This window comes from Burkholderia vietnamiensis LMG 10929 (genome assembly GCF_000959445.1).
GTDB lineage: Bacteria > Pseudomonadota > Gammaproteobacteria > Burkholderiales > Burkholderiaceae > Burkholderia > Burkholderia vietnamiensis.
In genome coordinates this window covers 1,119,565-1,135,591 of record NZ_CP009631.1, presented here as the reverse complement: position 1 = coordinate 1,135,591, position 16,027 = coordinate 1,119,565, and the positions used below count along the sequence as shown (strand labels likewise).

At 67.2% G+C, this 16,027-nt stretch carries 16 protein-coding genes; 5 read left to right on the top strand and 11 right to left on the bottom strand.

Going from position 1 to position 16,027, the window contains the following annotated elements; all coding sequences use genetic code 11:
• Window positions 1–11: 11 nt before the first annotated feature.
• From secB to AK36_RS15145, 3 genes are all read right to left on the bottom strand, one after another.
• Window positions 12–491, bottom strand: a complete 480-nt coding sequence (gene secB / locus AK36_RS15155; protein WP_011658008.1) for a protein-export chaperone SecB — start codon at window positions 489–491, stop codon at window positions 12–14.
• Between the two features lie 108 nt (window positions 492–599).
• Window positions 600–860 (bottom strand): glutaredoxin 3, encoded by a 261-nt coding sequence (gene grxC, locus AK36_RS15150; RefSeq protein WP_011886111.1) that lies wholly within the window; start codon window positions 858–860, stop codon window positions 600–602.
• A complete protein-coding gene (locus AK36_RS15145) occupies window positions 857–1,279 on the bottom strand; it encodes a rhodanese-like domain-containing protein (protein ID WP_011886112.1) in 423 nt (140 codons plus the stop codon). The genes grxC and AK36_RS15145 overlap by 4 nt, the downstream gene beginning before the upstream one ends.
• A gap of 145 nt (window positions 1,280–1,424) precedes the next feature.
• Here AK36_RS15145 and gpmA point away from each other — a divergent pair, with 145 nt between their 5' ends.
• From gpmA to AK36_RS15130, 3 genes are all read left to right on the top strand, one after another.
• A complete protein-coding gene (gpmA, locus tag AK36_RS15140; RefSeq protein ID WP_011886113.1) occupies window positions 1,425–2,171 on the top strand; it encodes a 2,3-diphosphoglycerate-dependent phosphoglycerate mutase in 747 nt (248 codons plus the stop codon).
• 248 nt (window positions 2,172–2,419) lie between these two features.
• Entirely contained in the window at window positions 2,420–3,961 is a 1,542-nt protein-coding gene (locus AK36_RS15135) for a S41 family peptidase (protein WP_011886114.1), read from the top strand.
• Window positions 3,962–4,088: 127 nt separating this feature from the next.
• Window positions 4,089–4,841 carry a HesA/MoeB/ThiF family protein gene (locus AK36_RS15130; RefSeq protein ID WP_011886115.1) on the top strand — a complete coding sequence of 251 codons (753 nt, stop codon included), beginning with the start codon at window positions 4,089–4,091 and terminating at the stop codon, window positions 4,839–4,841.
• 71 nt (window positions 4,842–4,912) lie between these two features.
• Here AK36_RS15130 and ptsP read toward each other — a convergent pair whose 3' ends face one another.
• From ptsP to AK36_RS15095, 7 genes are all read right to left on the bottom strand, one after another.
• A complete protein-coding gene (ptsP, locus tag AK36_RS15125) occupies window positions 4,913–6,685 on the bottom strand; it encodes a phosphoenolpyruvate--protein phosphotransferase (protein ID WP_014723702.1) in 1,773 nt (590 codons plus the stop codon).
• Window positions 6,686–6,884: 199 nt separating this feature from the next.
• Window positions 6,885–7,154, bottom strand: coding sequence for an HPr family phosphocarrier protein (locus AK36_RS15120; protein ID WP_006477716.1), 270 nt, complete (start codon window positions 7,152–7,154; stop codon window positions 6,885–6,887).
• 75 nt (window positions 7,155–7,229) lie between these two features.
• Window positions 7,230–7,700 carry a PTS sugar transporter subunit IIA gene (locus AK36_RS15115; RefSeq protein WP_011886117.1) on the bottom strand — a complete coding sequence of 157 codons (471 nt, stop codon included), beginning with the start codon at window positions 7,698–7,700 and terminating at the stop codon, window positions 7,230–7,232.
• Window positions 7,701–7,931: 231 nt separating this feature from the next.
• Window positions 7,932–8,888: a glutathione synthase gene (gene gshB / locus AK36_RS15110; RefSeq protein ID WP_045578756.1), complete on the bottom strand. Its 957-nt coding sequence runs from the start codon at window positions 8,886–8,888 to the stop codon at window positions 7,932–7,934.
• Between the two features lie 25 nt (window positions 8,889–8,913).
• Window positions 8,914–10,203 (bottom strand): glutamate--cysteine ligase, encoded by a 1,290-nt coding sequence (gene gshA, locus AK36_RS15105; RefSeq protein ID WP_011886119.1) that lies wholly within the window; start codon window positions 10,201–10,203, stop codon window positions 8,914–8,916.
• A gap of 243 nt (window positions 10,204–10,446) precedes the next feature.
• The gene (locus tag AK36_RS15100; protein WP_014723706.1) at window positions 10,447–11,961 is read right to left on the bottom strand and encodes an ammonium transporter; all 1,515 of its coding nucleotides are present in this window, start codon (window positions 11,959–11,961) and stop codon (window positions 10,447–10,449) included.
• A gap of 33 nt (window positions 11,962–11,994) precedes the next feature.
• Entirely contained in the window at window positions 11,995–12,333 is a 339-nt protein-coding gene (locus AK36_RS15095) for a P-II family nitrogen regulator (RefSeq protein WP_006398175.1), read from the bottom strand.
• 358 nt (window positions 12,334–12,691) lie between these two features.
• Here AK36_RS15095 and AK36_RS15090 point away from each other — a divergent pair, with 358 nt between their 5' ends.
• Together AK36_RS15090 and AK36_RS15085 are read left to right on the top strand one after the other, a co-directional pair.
• Window positions 12,692–12,943, top strand: coding sequence for an accessory factor UbiK family protein (locus AK36_RS15090; protein WP_011886121.1), 252 nt, complete (start codon window positions 12,692–12,694; stop codon window positions 12,941–12,943).
• A gap of 419 nt (window positions 12,944–13,362) precedes the next feature.
• The gene (locus tag AK36_RS15085) at window positions 13,363–15,081 is read left to right on the top strand and encodes a YifB family Mg chelatase-like AAA ATPase (protein ID WP_045578755.1); all 1,719 of its coding nucleotides are present in this window, start codon (window positions 13,363–13,365) and stop codon (window positions 15,079–15,081) included.
• Between the two features lie 322 nt (window positions 15,082–15,403).
• Here AK36_RS15085 and AK36_RS15080 read toward each other — a convergent pair whose 3' ends face one another.
• A complete protein-coding gene (locus AK36_RS15080; protein ID WP_014723708.1) occupies window positions 15,404–15,976 on the bottom strand; it encodes a hypothetical protein in 573 nt (190 codons plus the stop codon).
• Window positions 15,977–16,027: the final 51 nt, after the last annotated feature.

The following is a 16,027-nucleotide window of genomic DNA, read 5'->3' as shown; positions in this document are numbered from 1 at the left end:
GGAGTGAAACGTCAGTTCAGCGTCGTGCCGTTCGGCGCGCCGGCCGCACCGGCCTGCTGCTGAAGCTGCGCGAGACGCTGCTCGTACAGCGCCTGGAAGTTGATTTCCGCGAGGTGAATCGGCGGGAAGCCGGCACGCGTGATCGCGTCGGCGATGTTCGAACGCAGGTACGGGAACAGGATCGTCGGGCAAGCGATGCCGACGAGCGGATCGAGCTGTTCGTCCGGAATGTTGCGGATGTCGAAAATACCGGCTTGCTTCGCTTCGATCAGGAACGCGACCTTGTCCTTGACCTTCGCGGTGACGGTGCCCGACACGACGACTTCGAACACGCTTTCCGCGAGGCGCTCCGCCTTGACGTCGACTTCGACTTCAACCGACGGCATGTCCTGCTCGAGGAAAATCGCCGGCGAATTCGGCTGCTCGAGCGACATATCCTTCAGGTAGACGCGCTGGATGTTGAAGAACGGTTGGTTTTCGACGTCGGACATGGTGTTTCCCTAAAAGTGGTGACGAGGCGGCCCGGCTCGATGCCGGCCGCCGCGGTTGGATCCTGCGCGCCAAGAGCCGCGGCGCGGCCGGCGGCCATTCTGCCCTAATCAGGCCGCTTGCAGAAGCGGCAACAGGCCGCCTTCGCGATCGAGCTTCGACAGATCGTCGTAACCGCCGACGTGGGTGTCGCCGATGTAGATCTGCGGCACCGTGCGGCGGCCCGTGCGCGTCATCATCTCCTCGCGGCGGGCCGGATCGCGGTCGATCAGCACCTTTTCGATCTGCTCGACGCCGCGCAGCTTCAGCAGACGCTCGGCCTGCATGCAATACGGACACACCTGCGTGCTGTACATCAGAACCTTGTTCACTTCGCCACTCCTTGTTTGACGACCGGCATCCCGGCCTGCTGCCACGCGGCGACGCCGCCTTCGAGCACGTGCACCTCGGCATAACCTGCCGCCTCGACCTCGCGCGCCGCCTTCTGCGACTGCTGGCCGTTCTGGCAGACGAGCAGCACCGGGGTGCTCTTGTTCTTGGCGATCTGCGCAATTTTCGCGCCGAGCTCGCCCGCGGCGATCTGGCGCGCCGACGGCAGATGGCCGGCGGCGAATTCGGGCGCGGCGCGCAGGTCGATCACGACCGCGTTGCGGCGGTTGATGAGCTGCGTGGCTTCCGCAGCCGACAGGCCGCCGCGGCCGCGACGCAGCACGGGCCACGCGAGCAGGCCGCCGGAAACCAGCAGGATCGCGATGAGGGCCAAGTTCGTGTATTGAGTAAAGAACGTCACTGAATGCCGCCGGAAAGAGAAGAAAGAGAGAAATCGGGAAAGGACAATCCCGCCATTATAAAATAACCGTCTTGCGCGATGGCGGACCCCGATCGGGAGCCGCGCGACGCGCCCCGCTTCCCTATCACTACCGACCGCAAGATCCATGTACAAACTCGTTCTCATCCGCCACGGCGAATCGACGTGGAACAAGGAAAACCGCTTCACCGGCTGGGTCGACGTCGACCTGACCGAACAGGGCCGCAACGAAGCCTACCAGGCCGGCGCATTGCTCAAGGAGGCCGGCTACACGTTCGACATCGCGTACACGTCGGTGCTCAAGCGCGCGATCCGCACGCTGTGGCACGTGCAGGACAAGATGGACCTGATGTATCTGCCGGTCGTTCACTCGTGGCGCCTGAATGAGCGCCACTACGGCGCACTGTCGGGGCTGAACAAGGCCGAAACGGCCGCGAAGTTCGGCGACGACCAGGTCCTCGTCTGGCGCCGCAGCTACGACACGCCGCCGCCCGCGCTCGAGCCGACCGACGAACGCGCGCCGTTCAGCGATCCGCGCTACGCGAAGGTGCCGCGCGAGCAGCTGCCGCTCACCGAATGCCTGAAGGACACGGTCGCGCGCGTGCTGCCGCTGTGGAACGAGTCGATCGCGCCGGCCGTGCGCGCCGGCAAGCAGGTGCTGATCGCCGCGCACGGCAACTCGCTGCGCGCGCTGATCAAGTACCTCGACGGCATCTCGGACAGCGACATCGTCGGCCTGAACATCCCGAACGGCGTGCCGCTCGTCTATGAACTCGACGAGAACCTCAAGCCGATCCAGCATTACTACCTGGGCGACCAGGACGCGATCGCGAAGGCGCAGGCCGCCGTCGCGAAGCAAGGCAAGGCGGGCTGACGCCCGTCGCGCCGGGCGGCCCGCGCTGCGCGCGGCCTGCCCGGCGGGCGACGCGAACCTTTGCCGCCCCGGCGCTGTCGAAGCGGCTTTCGAACACCGCCGCGCGTGCGGCGGTGCGGCGCCGGAGCCGCTTGGCACCGGTTTTGCACCGGTTTCGCACCGTTGCACTGAGTAATCGGACGAACAGTTATACTTGTCCGCTACATCCCCGCTACCGCCACGCGCTTCCCGACCGCACCAGACTCTCTATGCGAATGAAATTGAAGAACATCGGCCTGATTGCCGCGGGCCTCGCCACGGGCGTATTCGCCACGCTGCAGATTTCGGCGTCGGCCGAGCAGACGGCCACGGCGCCGCTTCCCCTCGACCAACTCCGTCTGTTCGCGGAAGTGTTCGGCCAGATCAAGCGCGAGTACGTCGAGCCGGTCGACGACAAGAAGCTGCTGACGGCGGCGATCAAGGGCATGGTGTCGAGCCTCGATCCGCACTCGTCGTTCCTCGACAAGACCGACTACGACGAACTGCAGGAGCAGACCAAGGGCCGCTTCGCCGGCCTCGGCATCGAGATCTCGCAGGAAGACGGCCTCGTCAAGGTGATCTCGCCGATCGAGGACACGCCCGCGTTCCGCGCCGGCATCCGTCCGGGCGACCTGATCACCCGCATCAACGACAAGCCGGTGCGCGGCATGACGCTCGACAAGGCCGTCAAGCAGATGCGCGGCGAGCCGGGCACCAAGGTCACGCTGACGATCTTCCGCAAGAGCGACGACCGCACGTTCCCGGTCACGGTCACGCGCGCGATCATCAAGGTCCAGAGCGTCAAGATGAAGATGCTCGACCCGGGCTACGCCTACATCCGGATCACGAGCTTCCAGGAACGCACGACGCCCGACCTCGCCGCGAAGCTGCAGGACATCGCGCGTCAGCAGCCGAACCTGAAGGGCCTGATTCTCGATCTGCGCAACAACGGCGGCGGCCTGCTGCAGAGCGCGGTCGGCGTCGCCGGCGCGTTCCTGCCGCCGGATTCCGTCGTCGTGTCGACCAACGGCCAGATCCCGGATTCGAAGCAGGTCTACCGCGACACCTACGACAACTACCGTCTGCCCTCGTTCGACGGCGATCCGCTGAAGAATCTGCCGCCGATCTTCAAGACCGTGCCGATGGTCGTGCTGACCAACGCGTATTCGGCGTCCGCGTCGGAAATCGTCGCCGGCGCGCTGCAGGATTCGAAGCGCGCGCAGATCATGGGCAAGACGACGTTCGGCAAGGGCTCGGTGCAGACGGTGCGCCCGATGACGGCCGACACGGCGCTGCGCCTGACGACTGCCTACTACTACACGCCGAGCGGCCGCTCGATCCAGAACAAGGGCATCACGCCCGACGTGCCGGTCGATCAGTACGCGGACGGCGATCCGGACGACGTGCTCGTGACGCGCGAGGTCGACTACACGAACCACCTCGCGAACACGCAGGATCCGAACGAGAAGAAGGAACAGGAAGAGCGCGAGCAGCGCCGGATGGATCAGCTGCGCCTGCTCGAAGAGCAGAACGACAAGAAGACGCCGGAGCAACGCCAGAAGGATCGCGATCGCAAGCCGATCGAGTTCGGCAGCGCCGACGACTTCATGATGCAGCAGGCATTGAACAAGCTCGAAGGCAAGCCGGTGCAGGAATCGAAGTCGCTGCTCGCCGAAAGCACGACCAAGAGCCCGGCCGGCAAGGCCGCGTCCGCCGCGAAGGCGTCGGGCGCAAAGGCAGCCGCACCGAAGCCGGCGTCCGCGCCGCAGTAAGCCTCGGCCGGCATCCGACGGGCCATCGCGGGAAGACCGCGATGGCCCGTTTTTCATGTGCGCCTAGAATACGCAGACAGACGCCAAGGCAAGCGCGCCGCCGCCGGCATGCGGCGCCCGACACTCCATGAACGACGATCAACTCCTTCGCTATTCCCGCCACATCCTCGTCGACGAAATCGGCATCGACGCGCAGCAGCGCTTTCTCGACGCGCATGCGCTCATCGTCGGCGCGGGCGGCCTGGGCTCGCCGGCCGCGATGTATCTCGCGGCGTCCGGCGTCGGCACGATCACGCTGGCCGATGCCGACACCGTCGATCTCACTAACCTGCAGCGGCAGATCCTGCACGCGACGGCGTCGGTCGGCCGCAGCAAGGTCGAGTCGGGCCGCGACGCGCTCGCGCAGCTGAACCCGGAAGTGACGGTGCATGCGGCCGCGCTGCGCGCCGACGATGCATGGCTCGACGAACATGTGCCGCGTGCGAGCGTCGTGCTCGACTGCACCGACAATTTCGCGACGCGCCATGCGATCAACCGCGCGTGCGTCGCGCACGGCGTGCCGCTCGTGTCGGGCGCCGCGTTGCGCTTCGACGGCCAGATCAGCACGTTCGACTTCCGCGACGCGGCCGCGCCGTGCTATGCGTGCGTGTTTCCGGAAGACCAGCCGTTCGAGGAAGTCGCGTGCGCGACGATGGGCGTGTTCGCGCCGACGGTCGGGATCATCGGCGCGATGCAGGCCGCCGAGGCGCTGCGCGTGATCGGCGCGTTCGGCACGACGCTCAACGGCCGGCTGATGATGCTCGATTCGCTGCGGATGGAATGGACCACGATGAAGATCGCGCGACAGGCCGACTGCCCGGTATGCGGCGGCCGGCACTGATTGCGTCATGCATGCGCCCGCGGGCGCCTGCATGACGTCGCGCCGCCATTGCAGGCGTGGCGGCCCGCGGCCTAAGCCGCCGCGTCCGCGCGCGGCTCGGCGACCGCCAGGCGCTGGAGCGCCGCCTGCACTTCCTCCGGCTCGAACGCGGCCAGCACGTCGGCCGTCGGCTTCTCGAGCGCCTTCAGATGCGCCCGCAGGATCTCCTGCTTGACCACCAGCAACTGGCTGGGGTGCATCGAGAATTCCGTGAGCCCCATGCCGAGCAACAGACGCGTCAGCGCCGGATCGCCGGCCATTTCCCCGCATACCGACACCGCCACGCCCGCGCGCTTCGCCTCGCGCAGCGTATAGGCGATCAGATGCAGCACCGCCGGATGGAGCGGGTCGTACAGGTGCGCGACCGCGTTGTCCGCGCGATCGATCGCGAGCGTGTACTGGATCAGGTCGTTCGTGCCGATCGACAGGAAGTCGAAGCGCTTCAGGAACAGCGGCAGCGCGATCGCCGCGGCCGGAATCTCGATCATCGCGCCGACGCGCACGTTCGGATCGTACGCGAGCCCCGCATCGTCGAGCTGGCGCTTCGCCTCGCGGATCAGGTCGAGCGTCTGGTCGATCTCCTGCGCGTGGGCCAGCATCGGGATCAGGATCTTCACCTGCCCGAACGCGGACGCGCGCAGGATCGCGCGCAGTTGCGTGAGGAACATCTGCGGTTCGGACAGGCTCCAGCGGATCGCGCGCAGCCCGAGCGCCGGGTTCGGCGCCGTCTCGTAGCCTTCGTCGAGCGCCTCGAGCGGCTTGTCCGCGCCGACGTCGATCGTGCGGATCGTCACCGGCATGCCCTTCATCCATTCGACGGCGCGCTTGTACGCGGCGAACTGCTCCTCCTCCTCCGGCATCTGCTTCTGATGCATGAACAGGAACTCGGAGCGGAACAGGCCGACGCCAACGGCGCCTGCCTCGACGGCCGCCTTCGCGTCGTCGGGCAGCTCGATGTTCGCGTACAGGTCGATCTTGGTGCCGCACAGCGTTTGCGTCGGCGAGAACTTCAGCCGCTGCAGCTTGCGCTGCTCGAGCAGTTTCTCCGATTGCCGGTACGAATATTCCTCGAGGACGATCGGCGCCGGATCGACGATGACGATCCCCTGGTCGCCGTCCACGATGATCAGGTCGTCCTGGCGGATCAGCGCGCTCGCATGCTGGACGCCGACCGCGGCCGGAATGCCGAGGCTGCGCGCGACGATCGCCGTGTGCGACGTGCGGCCGCCGAGATCGGTGACGAAGGCCTGGAACGACTGCGACTTGAACTGCATCATGTCGGCCGGCGCGATGTCGTGCGCGACCACGATCATCTCGTTCTGGCCTTGCGCGGCGGCACGGTCGAGCGCCTGCGACGCCGACGGCGCGCCGGCCAGCGCCTTCAGCACCCGCTCGACGACCTGCTCGATGTCGGCCTTGCGCTCGCGCAGGTATTCGTCCTCGATGTCGTCGAAGTGACGCGTGAGCAGCTCGAGCTGCTCGGTCAGCGCCCATTCGACGTTGTAGCGTCGCGTGCGGACCAGGTCGATGGTCTCCTGCACGAGCATCGCATCGCTGAGGATCATCGCGTGGACGTCGATGAATGCGCCGACTTCGGTCGGCGTGTCGTCGGTCAGGTCGGCACGCAGCGCCTCGAGCTCGCGATGCACACCCTCGCGCGCCGCGCGAAAACGCTCGACCTCGGCATCGATCTGGCTCGTGTCGATCAGGTAATGGGCGACGTCGAGCGCCGCCGGCGCGATCAGATACGCTCGCCCGATCGCGATACCACGTGAGACGGGAATGCCATGCAGCGTGAAGGACACGCGCACCTCCTCTGTACATGAAAAGCCGCGGCACACTGCTGCGATGCGCTTATGACCCCGGTCAGCGATTATAAATTCCGCGCCTGCCCGCTGGCTGCGAGCAGTGCAGCATTGCACCTTCCGCATCAATGCCGCGCGCGAAAAAAATGCCGCGGGAAACGCGGCATTCTGCTCGGAAACGGCAACGATCCCGCGACGCTCACTGACCCTCGCCGAACTTGTCGGCGATCAGCTTCAGCAGCGCGTCCATCGCTTCGCGCTCGTCCGGACCTTCGGTCTCGATCGTGACCGTGCTGCCGATGCCGGCCGCCAGCATCATCACACCCATGATGCTCTTCGCATTGATCTTGCGCCCATTGCGCGTCATCCAGACTTCCGACTGGAAGTTGCCGGCCAGTTGCGTGAGCTTGGCCGATGCGCGCGCATGCAGCCCCAATTTGTTGACGATGGTGGTTTCTTGTTGAAGCATGATTCTCGGTCGGGTCGGTCGAGGCCGCCGGCGACGTGCCGTCGGCGGGTCAGTCTAAAACGTGAATACGGGGCGTCAGTGCGATTCCGTGCGCGGCTGCGGCTCGGGCGGAATCGGCGCGCACTGCCCGCAGCCGGCTTCGGACGGCGGCGGCGGCGTGCCGGCCGCCACTTCGTGGACGCCCTTCGCGCCGCCGGACAGCGCCTTGTCGACGAGCTTGTCGAGCGGCACGGAACGGTAGCAGACGGCGCGCACGAGCATCGGCAGATTCACGCCGGCCAGCACGCGCACGTTCTCGAGCTTCGCGAGCTGCCCGGCGATGTTCGCGGGCGTCGCACCGTACATGTCGGTGAGCACGACGACGCCGTTTTCTTCCCGCAGCCGTGCGAGCTCGGCATGCGCGAACGCCATCACCTGGGCGGGGTCGCTGTCGGCGAGTACGTCGATGCAGCCGATGCGTGCGGGCACGCCGCCGTAGATATGGGCGATGCAGTCGCGCAACGCGGTGGCGAGCGGCGCATGCGCGATGATCAGGATCCCGGCCATGTCAGACTGCCTCCGCCCCGTGGCGGGGCAACGAGCATAGCGAGTGGGGAAAACGTGTCATGTTCAGCCTTGCAACGGTTTCGGCCCGACCGCCGGGCCGTCGGCGCGCTGGTCGCGGCACCGGGCAGGCGGGCATTGTAGCAGGCCGGTCGAACCGCTCCGGCAGCGGTCGAACCGCTCCGGCAGCGGTGGACCTGCGCGGCCGCCGCCGGGATTGCGCGCGAAAGCGGGCTACGCGGCCGCCCGCTCCAGCGCGTCGATGAACATCGCGGCGACGTCGAAGCCGGTCTGCTCCATGATCTCGCGAAAGCACGTCGGGCTCGTCACGTTCACCTCGGTCAGCCAGTCGCCGATCGCGTCGAGCCCGACCAGCAGCAGCCCGCGCGCGGCGAGCACCGGGCCGAGCATCTCGGCGATCTCGCGATCGCGCGGCGTCAGCGGCTGCGCGACGCCGAGCCCGCCGGCCGCGAGATTGCCGCGCACCTCGCTGCCCTGCGGAATCCGCGCGAGCGAATACGGCACCGGCTCGCCCGCGATCAACAGGATGCGCTTGTCGCCGGCCTTGATCTCCGGAATGAACTTCTGAATCATCAGCGAGCGCGTGCCGTCATGGCCGAGCATCTCGATGATCGCGCCGAGGTTCATCCCGTCGGCCTTCACGCGGAACACGCCCATTCCGCCCATGCCGTCGAGCGGCTTCACGATCACGTCGCCGTGTTCGGCATGAAACGCACGCAGACGCGCCGCGTCGCGCGTGACGAGGGTCGGCGCGACGAATTGCGGAAACTCGCCGATCGCGAGCTTCTCCGAATGATCGCGGATCGACTGCGGCTTGTTGAACACGTGCGCGCCCGCCCGTTCGGCGAGCTCGAGCATCCAGGTGGCCGTCACGTACTCCATGTCGAACGGTGGATCCTTGCGCATCAGCACCGCGCCGAACGACGTCAGCTGGCGCGACTCGTGCGCGGCCGCCTCGTACCACGGATGGCGATGCAGGTCGGCCGTGTCGCCGACGATCGTCACGCGCTGCACGTCGGCCTCGACGCCCGAGCCCGTCCACGCGAGCTGGTGCGGCTGACACGTGTAGATCGCATGCCCGCGGCGCGCGGCCTCCGCCATCATCGCGTAGGTCGAGTCCTTGTAGATCTTGAAGCGATCGAGCGGGTCGGCGATAAAGAGAATGTCCATGCGGGTCCTGTACGTAGCGAAGCCGTTACACCTGGATGGCTTCGGGATCGGTCTTTTCGAGTTCGATCGACGATGCGATCAGCGCCAGCCGTGCAACGACGCCGTACATGTAGAAGCGGTTCGGCGGCGCGGCGCCCGGCTTCGCGCCGGCATCCGGCAGCGCGGTGTGCTCGAAGCCGAGCGGCACGTAATGCATGCCCGGCGCGTTCAGGTTCTGGTCGCGCTCGCGGCCGCCGTGGGTGCGGTAGAAGCCGCCGACCACATAGCGGTCGATCATGTACACGACCGGCTCGGCGACTTCGTCGCCGACGCGCTCGAACGTATAGACGCCTTCCTGCACGATCACGTCGCGCACCGCGAGGCCGGCCTTCGACTCGGCCATCTGCGCGCGCTCGGCCTTCGACATGCGGCCGATCTCGGCCGCGTCGTGCACCGTCATCACGCCGCGTCCGGCGGTGCCCGCATCGGCCTTCACGACGACGTACGGCTTTTCGCTGATCCCGTATTCGCGGTACTTGCGCGCGATCTTCTTCAGCACGCTGTCGATCGCGTCGGCGAGCGCCTGCTCGCCTTCATGCGCCTGCCAATCGACGCCTTCGACGTGCGCGAAGTACGGGTTCACCATCCACGGATCGACGCCGACCATCTTCGCGAACTTCTTCGCGACGTCGTCGTAGCACGAGAAGTGCGTCGACTTGCGGCGCACGGCCCAGCCGGCGTGCAGCGGCGGCAGCAGATACTGCTCGTGCAGGTTCTCCAGCACGGACGGAATCCCGGCCGACAGGTCGTTGTTCAACAGGATCGAGCACGGATCGAAATTCTTCAGGCCGAGGCGGCGCTGCGAGCGCTCGAGCGGCTCGAGCACGATCTTCTGGCCGTCGGCCAGCGTGATCGGCGTCATGTCGGTGATGCTCGGATCGAGCGAGCCGAAGCGCACGTTCAGGCCGGCCTGACGCATGATCGTCGCGAGCCGCGCGACGTTCTCGAGGTAGAACGCGTTGCGGGTCGGCAACTCGGGGATCACGAGCAGATTCTTGGCGTCCGGGCAGATCTTCTCGATCGCGGCCATCGCGGCCTGGACGGCGAGCGGCAGCACTTCGGACGGCAGGTTGTTGAATGCGCCGGGGAACAGGTTCGCGTCGACGGGCGCCAGCTTGAAGCCGGCGTTGCGCAGGTCCACCGAACAATAGAACGGCGGCGTGTGTTCCTGCCATTCGAGCCTGAACCAGCGTTCGATTGCAGGCGTCGCGTCGAGGATCTTCTGCTCGAGCTCGAGCAGCGGACCATTCAACGCAGTAACCAGGTGGGGAACCATGAATCACTCGCGAGCGGGAGAATGAAGATTGTAGAGCAATTGCCTTGCCCATTTGGGGATTGTTCCCGGCTTCACAAGGATTTGGAGGGGAGATTTCGGCTATTGACCCGATAGTCTGCAGGGTTATGCGCTACGGCAGCGCACGACAGGAGAAAAAAAGCCCGCCGGGTGGGCGGGCTGAAGTCGCTGCGCTCATTCGGGGCGGGCGCCGCATGCGTGGCGGCCCGCCGTGAATCGTACGACTTACTCGACGTGTTCGCCGTGCAGGATCACGTCCAGACCTTCGCGCTCTTCCTCTTCGGTCACGCGCAGGCCGATCGTCATGTCGATCAGCTTCAGCAGCACGAAGCTCAGCACGCCGCTGTAGACCAGCGTGATCAGCACGCCCTTCGCCTGCAGCAGCAGGCTGCCGTCCGCGCCGCCGATGTCCTTGACCGCGAACACGCCGGTCAGCAGTGCGCCGAGGATCCCGCCCACGCCGTGTACGCCGAATGCGTCGAGCGAATCGTCGTAGCCGAGCTTCGACTTGAGCCACGTGGCCGACCAGAAGCACACGACGCCGGCCGCGATGCCGATCACCAGTGCGCCCGTCACGCCGACGAAGCCGGCTGCCGGCGTGATCGCCACCAGACCCGCGACCGCGCCCGACACGATGCCGAGCACCGACGGCTTGCCCTTCGCGACCCACTCCGCGAACATCCAGCCGAGCGCCGCACATGCCGTCGCGACTTGCGTCGTCAGCATCGCGAAGCCGGCACGGCCGTCAGCCGCGACCGCCGAACCCGCGTTGAAACCGAACCAGCCGACCCACAGCATCGAGCCGCCGATCATCGTCAGCACCAGGTTGTGCGGCGCCATCGATTCGCGGCCGTAGCCGACGCGCTTGCCGAGCACCAGGCACGAGATCAGGCCTGCGATACCGGCGTTGATGTGCACCACCGTGCCGCCCGCGAAGTCGAGCACGCCGTCTGCCGACAGCCAGCCGGTCGGCTCCCACACCATGTGCGCGATCGGCACATAGACGATCAGCGACCAGAGCGCCATGAACACCAGCATCGCGGAGAACTTCATCCGGTCGGCGAACGCGCCGCAGATCAGCGCCGGCGTGATGATCGCGAACGTCATCTGATAGACGAAGTAGACCGACTCGGGGATCGTCGTGGCCAGATGGCTGACGGTCAGCGTGGTCGCCTTGTCGCCCTTGATGTAGTTCATCCCGTGCAGGAACACGCGCGACAGGCCGCCGATGAAGCCGTTGCCCGGCGTGAACGCGAGGCTGTAGCCCACCACCGTCCACAGCACCGTGATCAGCGCGGTGATCGCGAAGCTCTGCATCACGGTCGCGAGCACGTTCTTCTTGCGGACCATGCCCGCGTAGAACAGCGCGAGGCCGGGGATCGTCATGAACAGCACGAGCGCGGAGGAGGTGAGCATCCACGCGGTGTCGCCGGCGCTGATCTTCGACGAATCGACGGAGAACGGTGCGGTCGGCGCTGCCGGGGCGGCGGGCGCGGACGCGGCGGCGGCAGCCGATGCGTCGGCAGCGCCCGAAGCGGGTGCGGTGGCGGCGGCGGGCGCCGAGGCGTCCGTGGCGGCCGGAGCAGAAGCGGCCGGCGCGGCGGCGGCCGACGCGTCGGAAGCCGTGGCGGCAGGCGCGGACGCAGCGGCGGCGGAGGCCGCATCGTCAGCAAGCGCGGGGCCGACACCGGCCGCGATCAGCGAGCCTGCCATCAGCAGGGACATCAGAAGTTTGCGCATCTCGGGTTTCCTCTTGTCGCTTGTCTTTGTCTGTTACAGCGCGTCAGCGCCTGTCTCCCCGGTCCGGATCCGGATCACCTGCTCGATCGGCGTGACGAAGATCTTCCCGTCGCCGATCTTGCCGGTGCGTGCGGCCCGCTCGATCGCCTCGACGGCCTGGTCGACCAGATCGTCGGACACCGCGGCCTCGATCTTCATCTTCGGCAGGAAATCGACGACGTACTCCGCGCCGCGGTACAGCTCGGTGTGCCCCTTCTGGCGCCCGAACCCTTTCACCTCCGTCACCGTGATGCCGGAGACGCCAAGCGCGGAGAGCGCCTCGCGCGTCTCATCGAGCTTGAACGGCTTGATGATTGCGGTAATGAGTTTCATGAAAGTCCTCTCGCTGGGTTGTCCCGTCGAATTGGTTTGGAATGTTGTAACGGTTCTCTCCTCAGCAACTCGCATGCCATGTTTGCGCGACCGCCGGTTCGAACGGCTCCGGAGCGGGGTCGCACCAGCCGTTGAAAGGTCCGCGAGCCCGGCCGAATGGCCAACGTGGCGCGGTTTGCTGGCGCACCGAAAGGATCGTTGCTAGAGTGCACGCACGTCCCGGTTTACCGGGCCATTCACCCATGCGGGCGCCATGCCCGGAATTCGCGCCGCCGGCGCACCATTTCCGGTCATGCGTGCATCATGGGCACGTACGCAACTGAAGATGCACACTTTTTGTGCAACGAAGGGGAATCACATGAAACAACCCAGCGATGTTTTCAACGATCTGCAGTCGCGCGTCGGCGACCTGCTGAAAAACTCGCCGGCCAAGGATGTCGAGCGCAACGTGAAGGCGATGCTGACGCAAGGCTTCTCGAAGCTCGATCTCGTCACGCGCGAGGAATTCGACACCCAGGCGCAGGTGCTCGCCCGCACCCGCGTGCGTCTCGAGGAGCTCGAGAAGCGCGTCGCGGAACTCGAGTCGAGGCTCGCGGCGTCGCAGGACTGACGCGCCGCACCGGCTGACCGGCCGGGCGCGGGCCGCTTCGCGTGGCGCTCGCCCGCGCCGGTAGCACCGGCGAGCGGTCCGGGGAGGTTTGCACTGCCTGCTGTTCGCTGTCCTATGCTGTTCGTCGGGTTCTGCTGGCCTTAGATCTTCGCTGTTCGTCGTTCTTCGCTGTCCTTCGCTCTTCGCTGTCCTTCGCTCTTCGCTGTCCTTCGCTCTTCGCTGTCCTTCGCTCTTCGCTGTCCTTCGCTCTTCGCTGTCCTTCGCTCTTCGCTGTCCCTCGCTCTTCGCCGTCCTTCGTTCTTCGCAGTTCATCGTTTTTTTCCGCGCCACGCCGGCACGCACGCCCTGACTCTCCGATTTCCGAAGGCAGGCGGCCTCGCACGCCCGTAGCCGTCCGATTCATACACAGGAGCCTCGCCATGTCGCTCGCCGTGGTGCGCAGTCGCGCGCCGGCGGCCGGCCGCGCGCCGGACGTCACCGTCGAAGTCCATCTTGCCAACGGGTTGCCGTCGTTCTCGATCGTCGGCCTGCCCGACGTCGAAGTCCGCGAAAGCCGCGAGCGCGTGCGCGCCGCGCTGCAGAACTGCGGATTCGACTTCCCGGTCAGGCGCATCACCGTCAATCTCGCACCGGCCGACCTGCCGAAAGAATCCGGCCGCTTCGACCTGCCCATCGCGCTCGGCATTCTCGCGGCCAACGGCCAGATCCCGGTCGACGCGCTGGCTGGCCGCGAATTCGCCGGTGAGCTGTCGCTGACGGGCGCGCTGCGGCCGATGCGCGGCGCGTTCGCGATGGCCTGCGGCACGGCGCGCGACGGACGCGCCGACGCAACCCGCGATGGTTTCGGCTCTGGCTCTGGCTCTGGCTCTGGCTCTGGCTCTGGCTCTGGCTCTGGCTCTGGCTCTGGCTCTGGCTCCGGCTCTGGCTCCGGCTCCGGTGCCGGCTTCGGCACAGGCGCCTGCTCAGGCTCCGACTCAAACTCCGCCGCCAATATCGCACCCGAACCCCACGCGCGAGCGCCGGAGCTCTACCTACCGTTCGACAGCGCCGCCGAGGCTGCGCTCGTACCGGGCGTCATCGTGTACGGCGCCCCCGACCTGCCCACGCTCTGCGCGCACCTCTCCGGTGCGCCCGACGCGCGACTCGTGCCGGTCGCGGCGCCGTGCGTCGACGGCTTGCCGGCACCGGCCGCGCCTGATCTCGCCGACGTCGTCGGCCAGCGGGGCGCACGACGCGCGCTCGAAGTGGCCGCCGCGGGCGGCCACCACATGCTGATGATCGGTCCGCCCGGCGCCGGCAAGTCGATGCTGGCAGCGCGGCTGCCCGGCCTGCTGCCCCCACTGACCGACGACGAGGCGCTGACCTCCGCCGCGCTGCTGTCGGCGAGCCGCCTCGGCTTCTCGCCCGCGCACTGGCGGCGGCGGCCGTTCCGCTCGCCGCACCACTCGTCGAGCGCCGCCGCGCTGGTCGGCGGCCGCAACCCGCCGCAACCGGGCGAGATCACGCTGGCCCATCTGGGCGTGCTGTTTCTCGACGAGCTGCCCGAATTCGACCGGCACGTGCTGGAAATGCTGCGCGAGCCGCTCGAAGGCGGCCGCATCACGATCTCGCGCGCTGCGCAGCAAGCCGATTTTCCCGCCGCCTGTCAGCTGATCGCCGCGATGAACCCCTGCCCGTGCGGCTGGCACGGCGATCCTTCCGGACGCTGCCGCTGCGCACCGGACGTCGCGACGCGCTATCTGCGCAAGCTGTCCGGGCCGCTGCTCGATCGCATCGACATCCAGATCGACGTGCCCGCGCTGTCGGTGGCCGAACTCGCGGCGCGCGCGTCGGCGCCCGGCGAGCCGAGCGCCGTGGTCGCCGAGCGCGTCGCGCGGGCGCGCGCCGTGCAACTGGCGCGGCAGGGCAAGACGAACCACATGCTGAGCGGCCGCGAGACCGACGACCTGTGCCGCCCGACCAACGACGGCGAGCGGCTGCTGCGCGAGGCCGGCGAGCGCTTCGGCTGGTCGGCGCGCGCGTATTTCCGCGTGCTGAAGGTCGCCCGCACGATCGCCGATCTGGCCGGCGATCCGTCCCCGACGGCCGCGCAGATCGCCGAGGCGATCCGCTACCGGCGCGCGCTCACCGCGCTGTGAGCGCGGCCCGATCACAAAATTGCGCTGTCAAGACTTGACTTATGCACAATTTCGCGAATCCAGCCGGGCCACGGGCAGCGCCGGCAACCGTGTCATCACTCGTCGCTATCTCTTTGTTTCCATTGAATTTTACGAAACGGCGCGGCGAAGGCCAAATGCGCGTGAAGGCCGCCCGGTGCGGCTTCGCGGGCAATCCGGTCAACTTTTCAACAAAGTTATCCACATGCGCTGTGGATAGCCGGAAAATCCCCGCAAAATCCGGCGATTAGCGGCGAAAGCTGCGAACGAACTTTCAATCGCGGCGGGTGTCCGCGCGTCGGCTTCAGTCGAGTTTGAACGAGCCGAAAAATTGATCGAGCTGTTCCTGCGCGAGCGGGCCGTCCATGATCACGACCGCCTGGTATGCGTGGCGGCCGCGCGCGGCGAGCCGCGCGACGATCGTCCGGCGCGCGTGGTCGCCGCCGCTCGCCGCGCCGGCGATGCGCAACTCGAGCCCGTCCACCGCGCCGCCCGCCGCGAGCGGCACGCGCACGGCGGCCGTGGCCGGCGTGCCGTCGAGGTTGCGCGACAGCCCGGCGCGCAGGAATTCGAGCGCCGCACGGCGGGTCTCTTCACGCTCGTCCGGCAGCGTCAGCGTGCCGACCGCGAACACCGCGCCGGCCACATGCGCAGCCTGCATCCGCATGGGCATCGTCGCGCCGCCCACCGCCACCGGCTGGTTTTCGACGGTCGGCTTCGCCGGCAGGTCGATCGTATAACCCGCGTCGTTGTGCAGCGTGCGCCAGTCATACGACGGCGAGCACGCGGCCAGCACGACGCTCACGCATGCAAGCGCCGCGCAGTGTCGCAGCGGGCGAAAAAAGGGGCTCGACGAATCGGCGGCGTGCTTCGGCATGGCAGTGATGGGGACAGGCGAAACGCGTATTATCCGCCGAAGCCGGCGGCC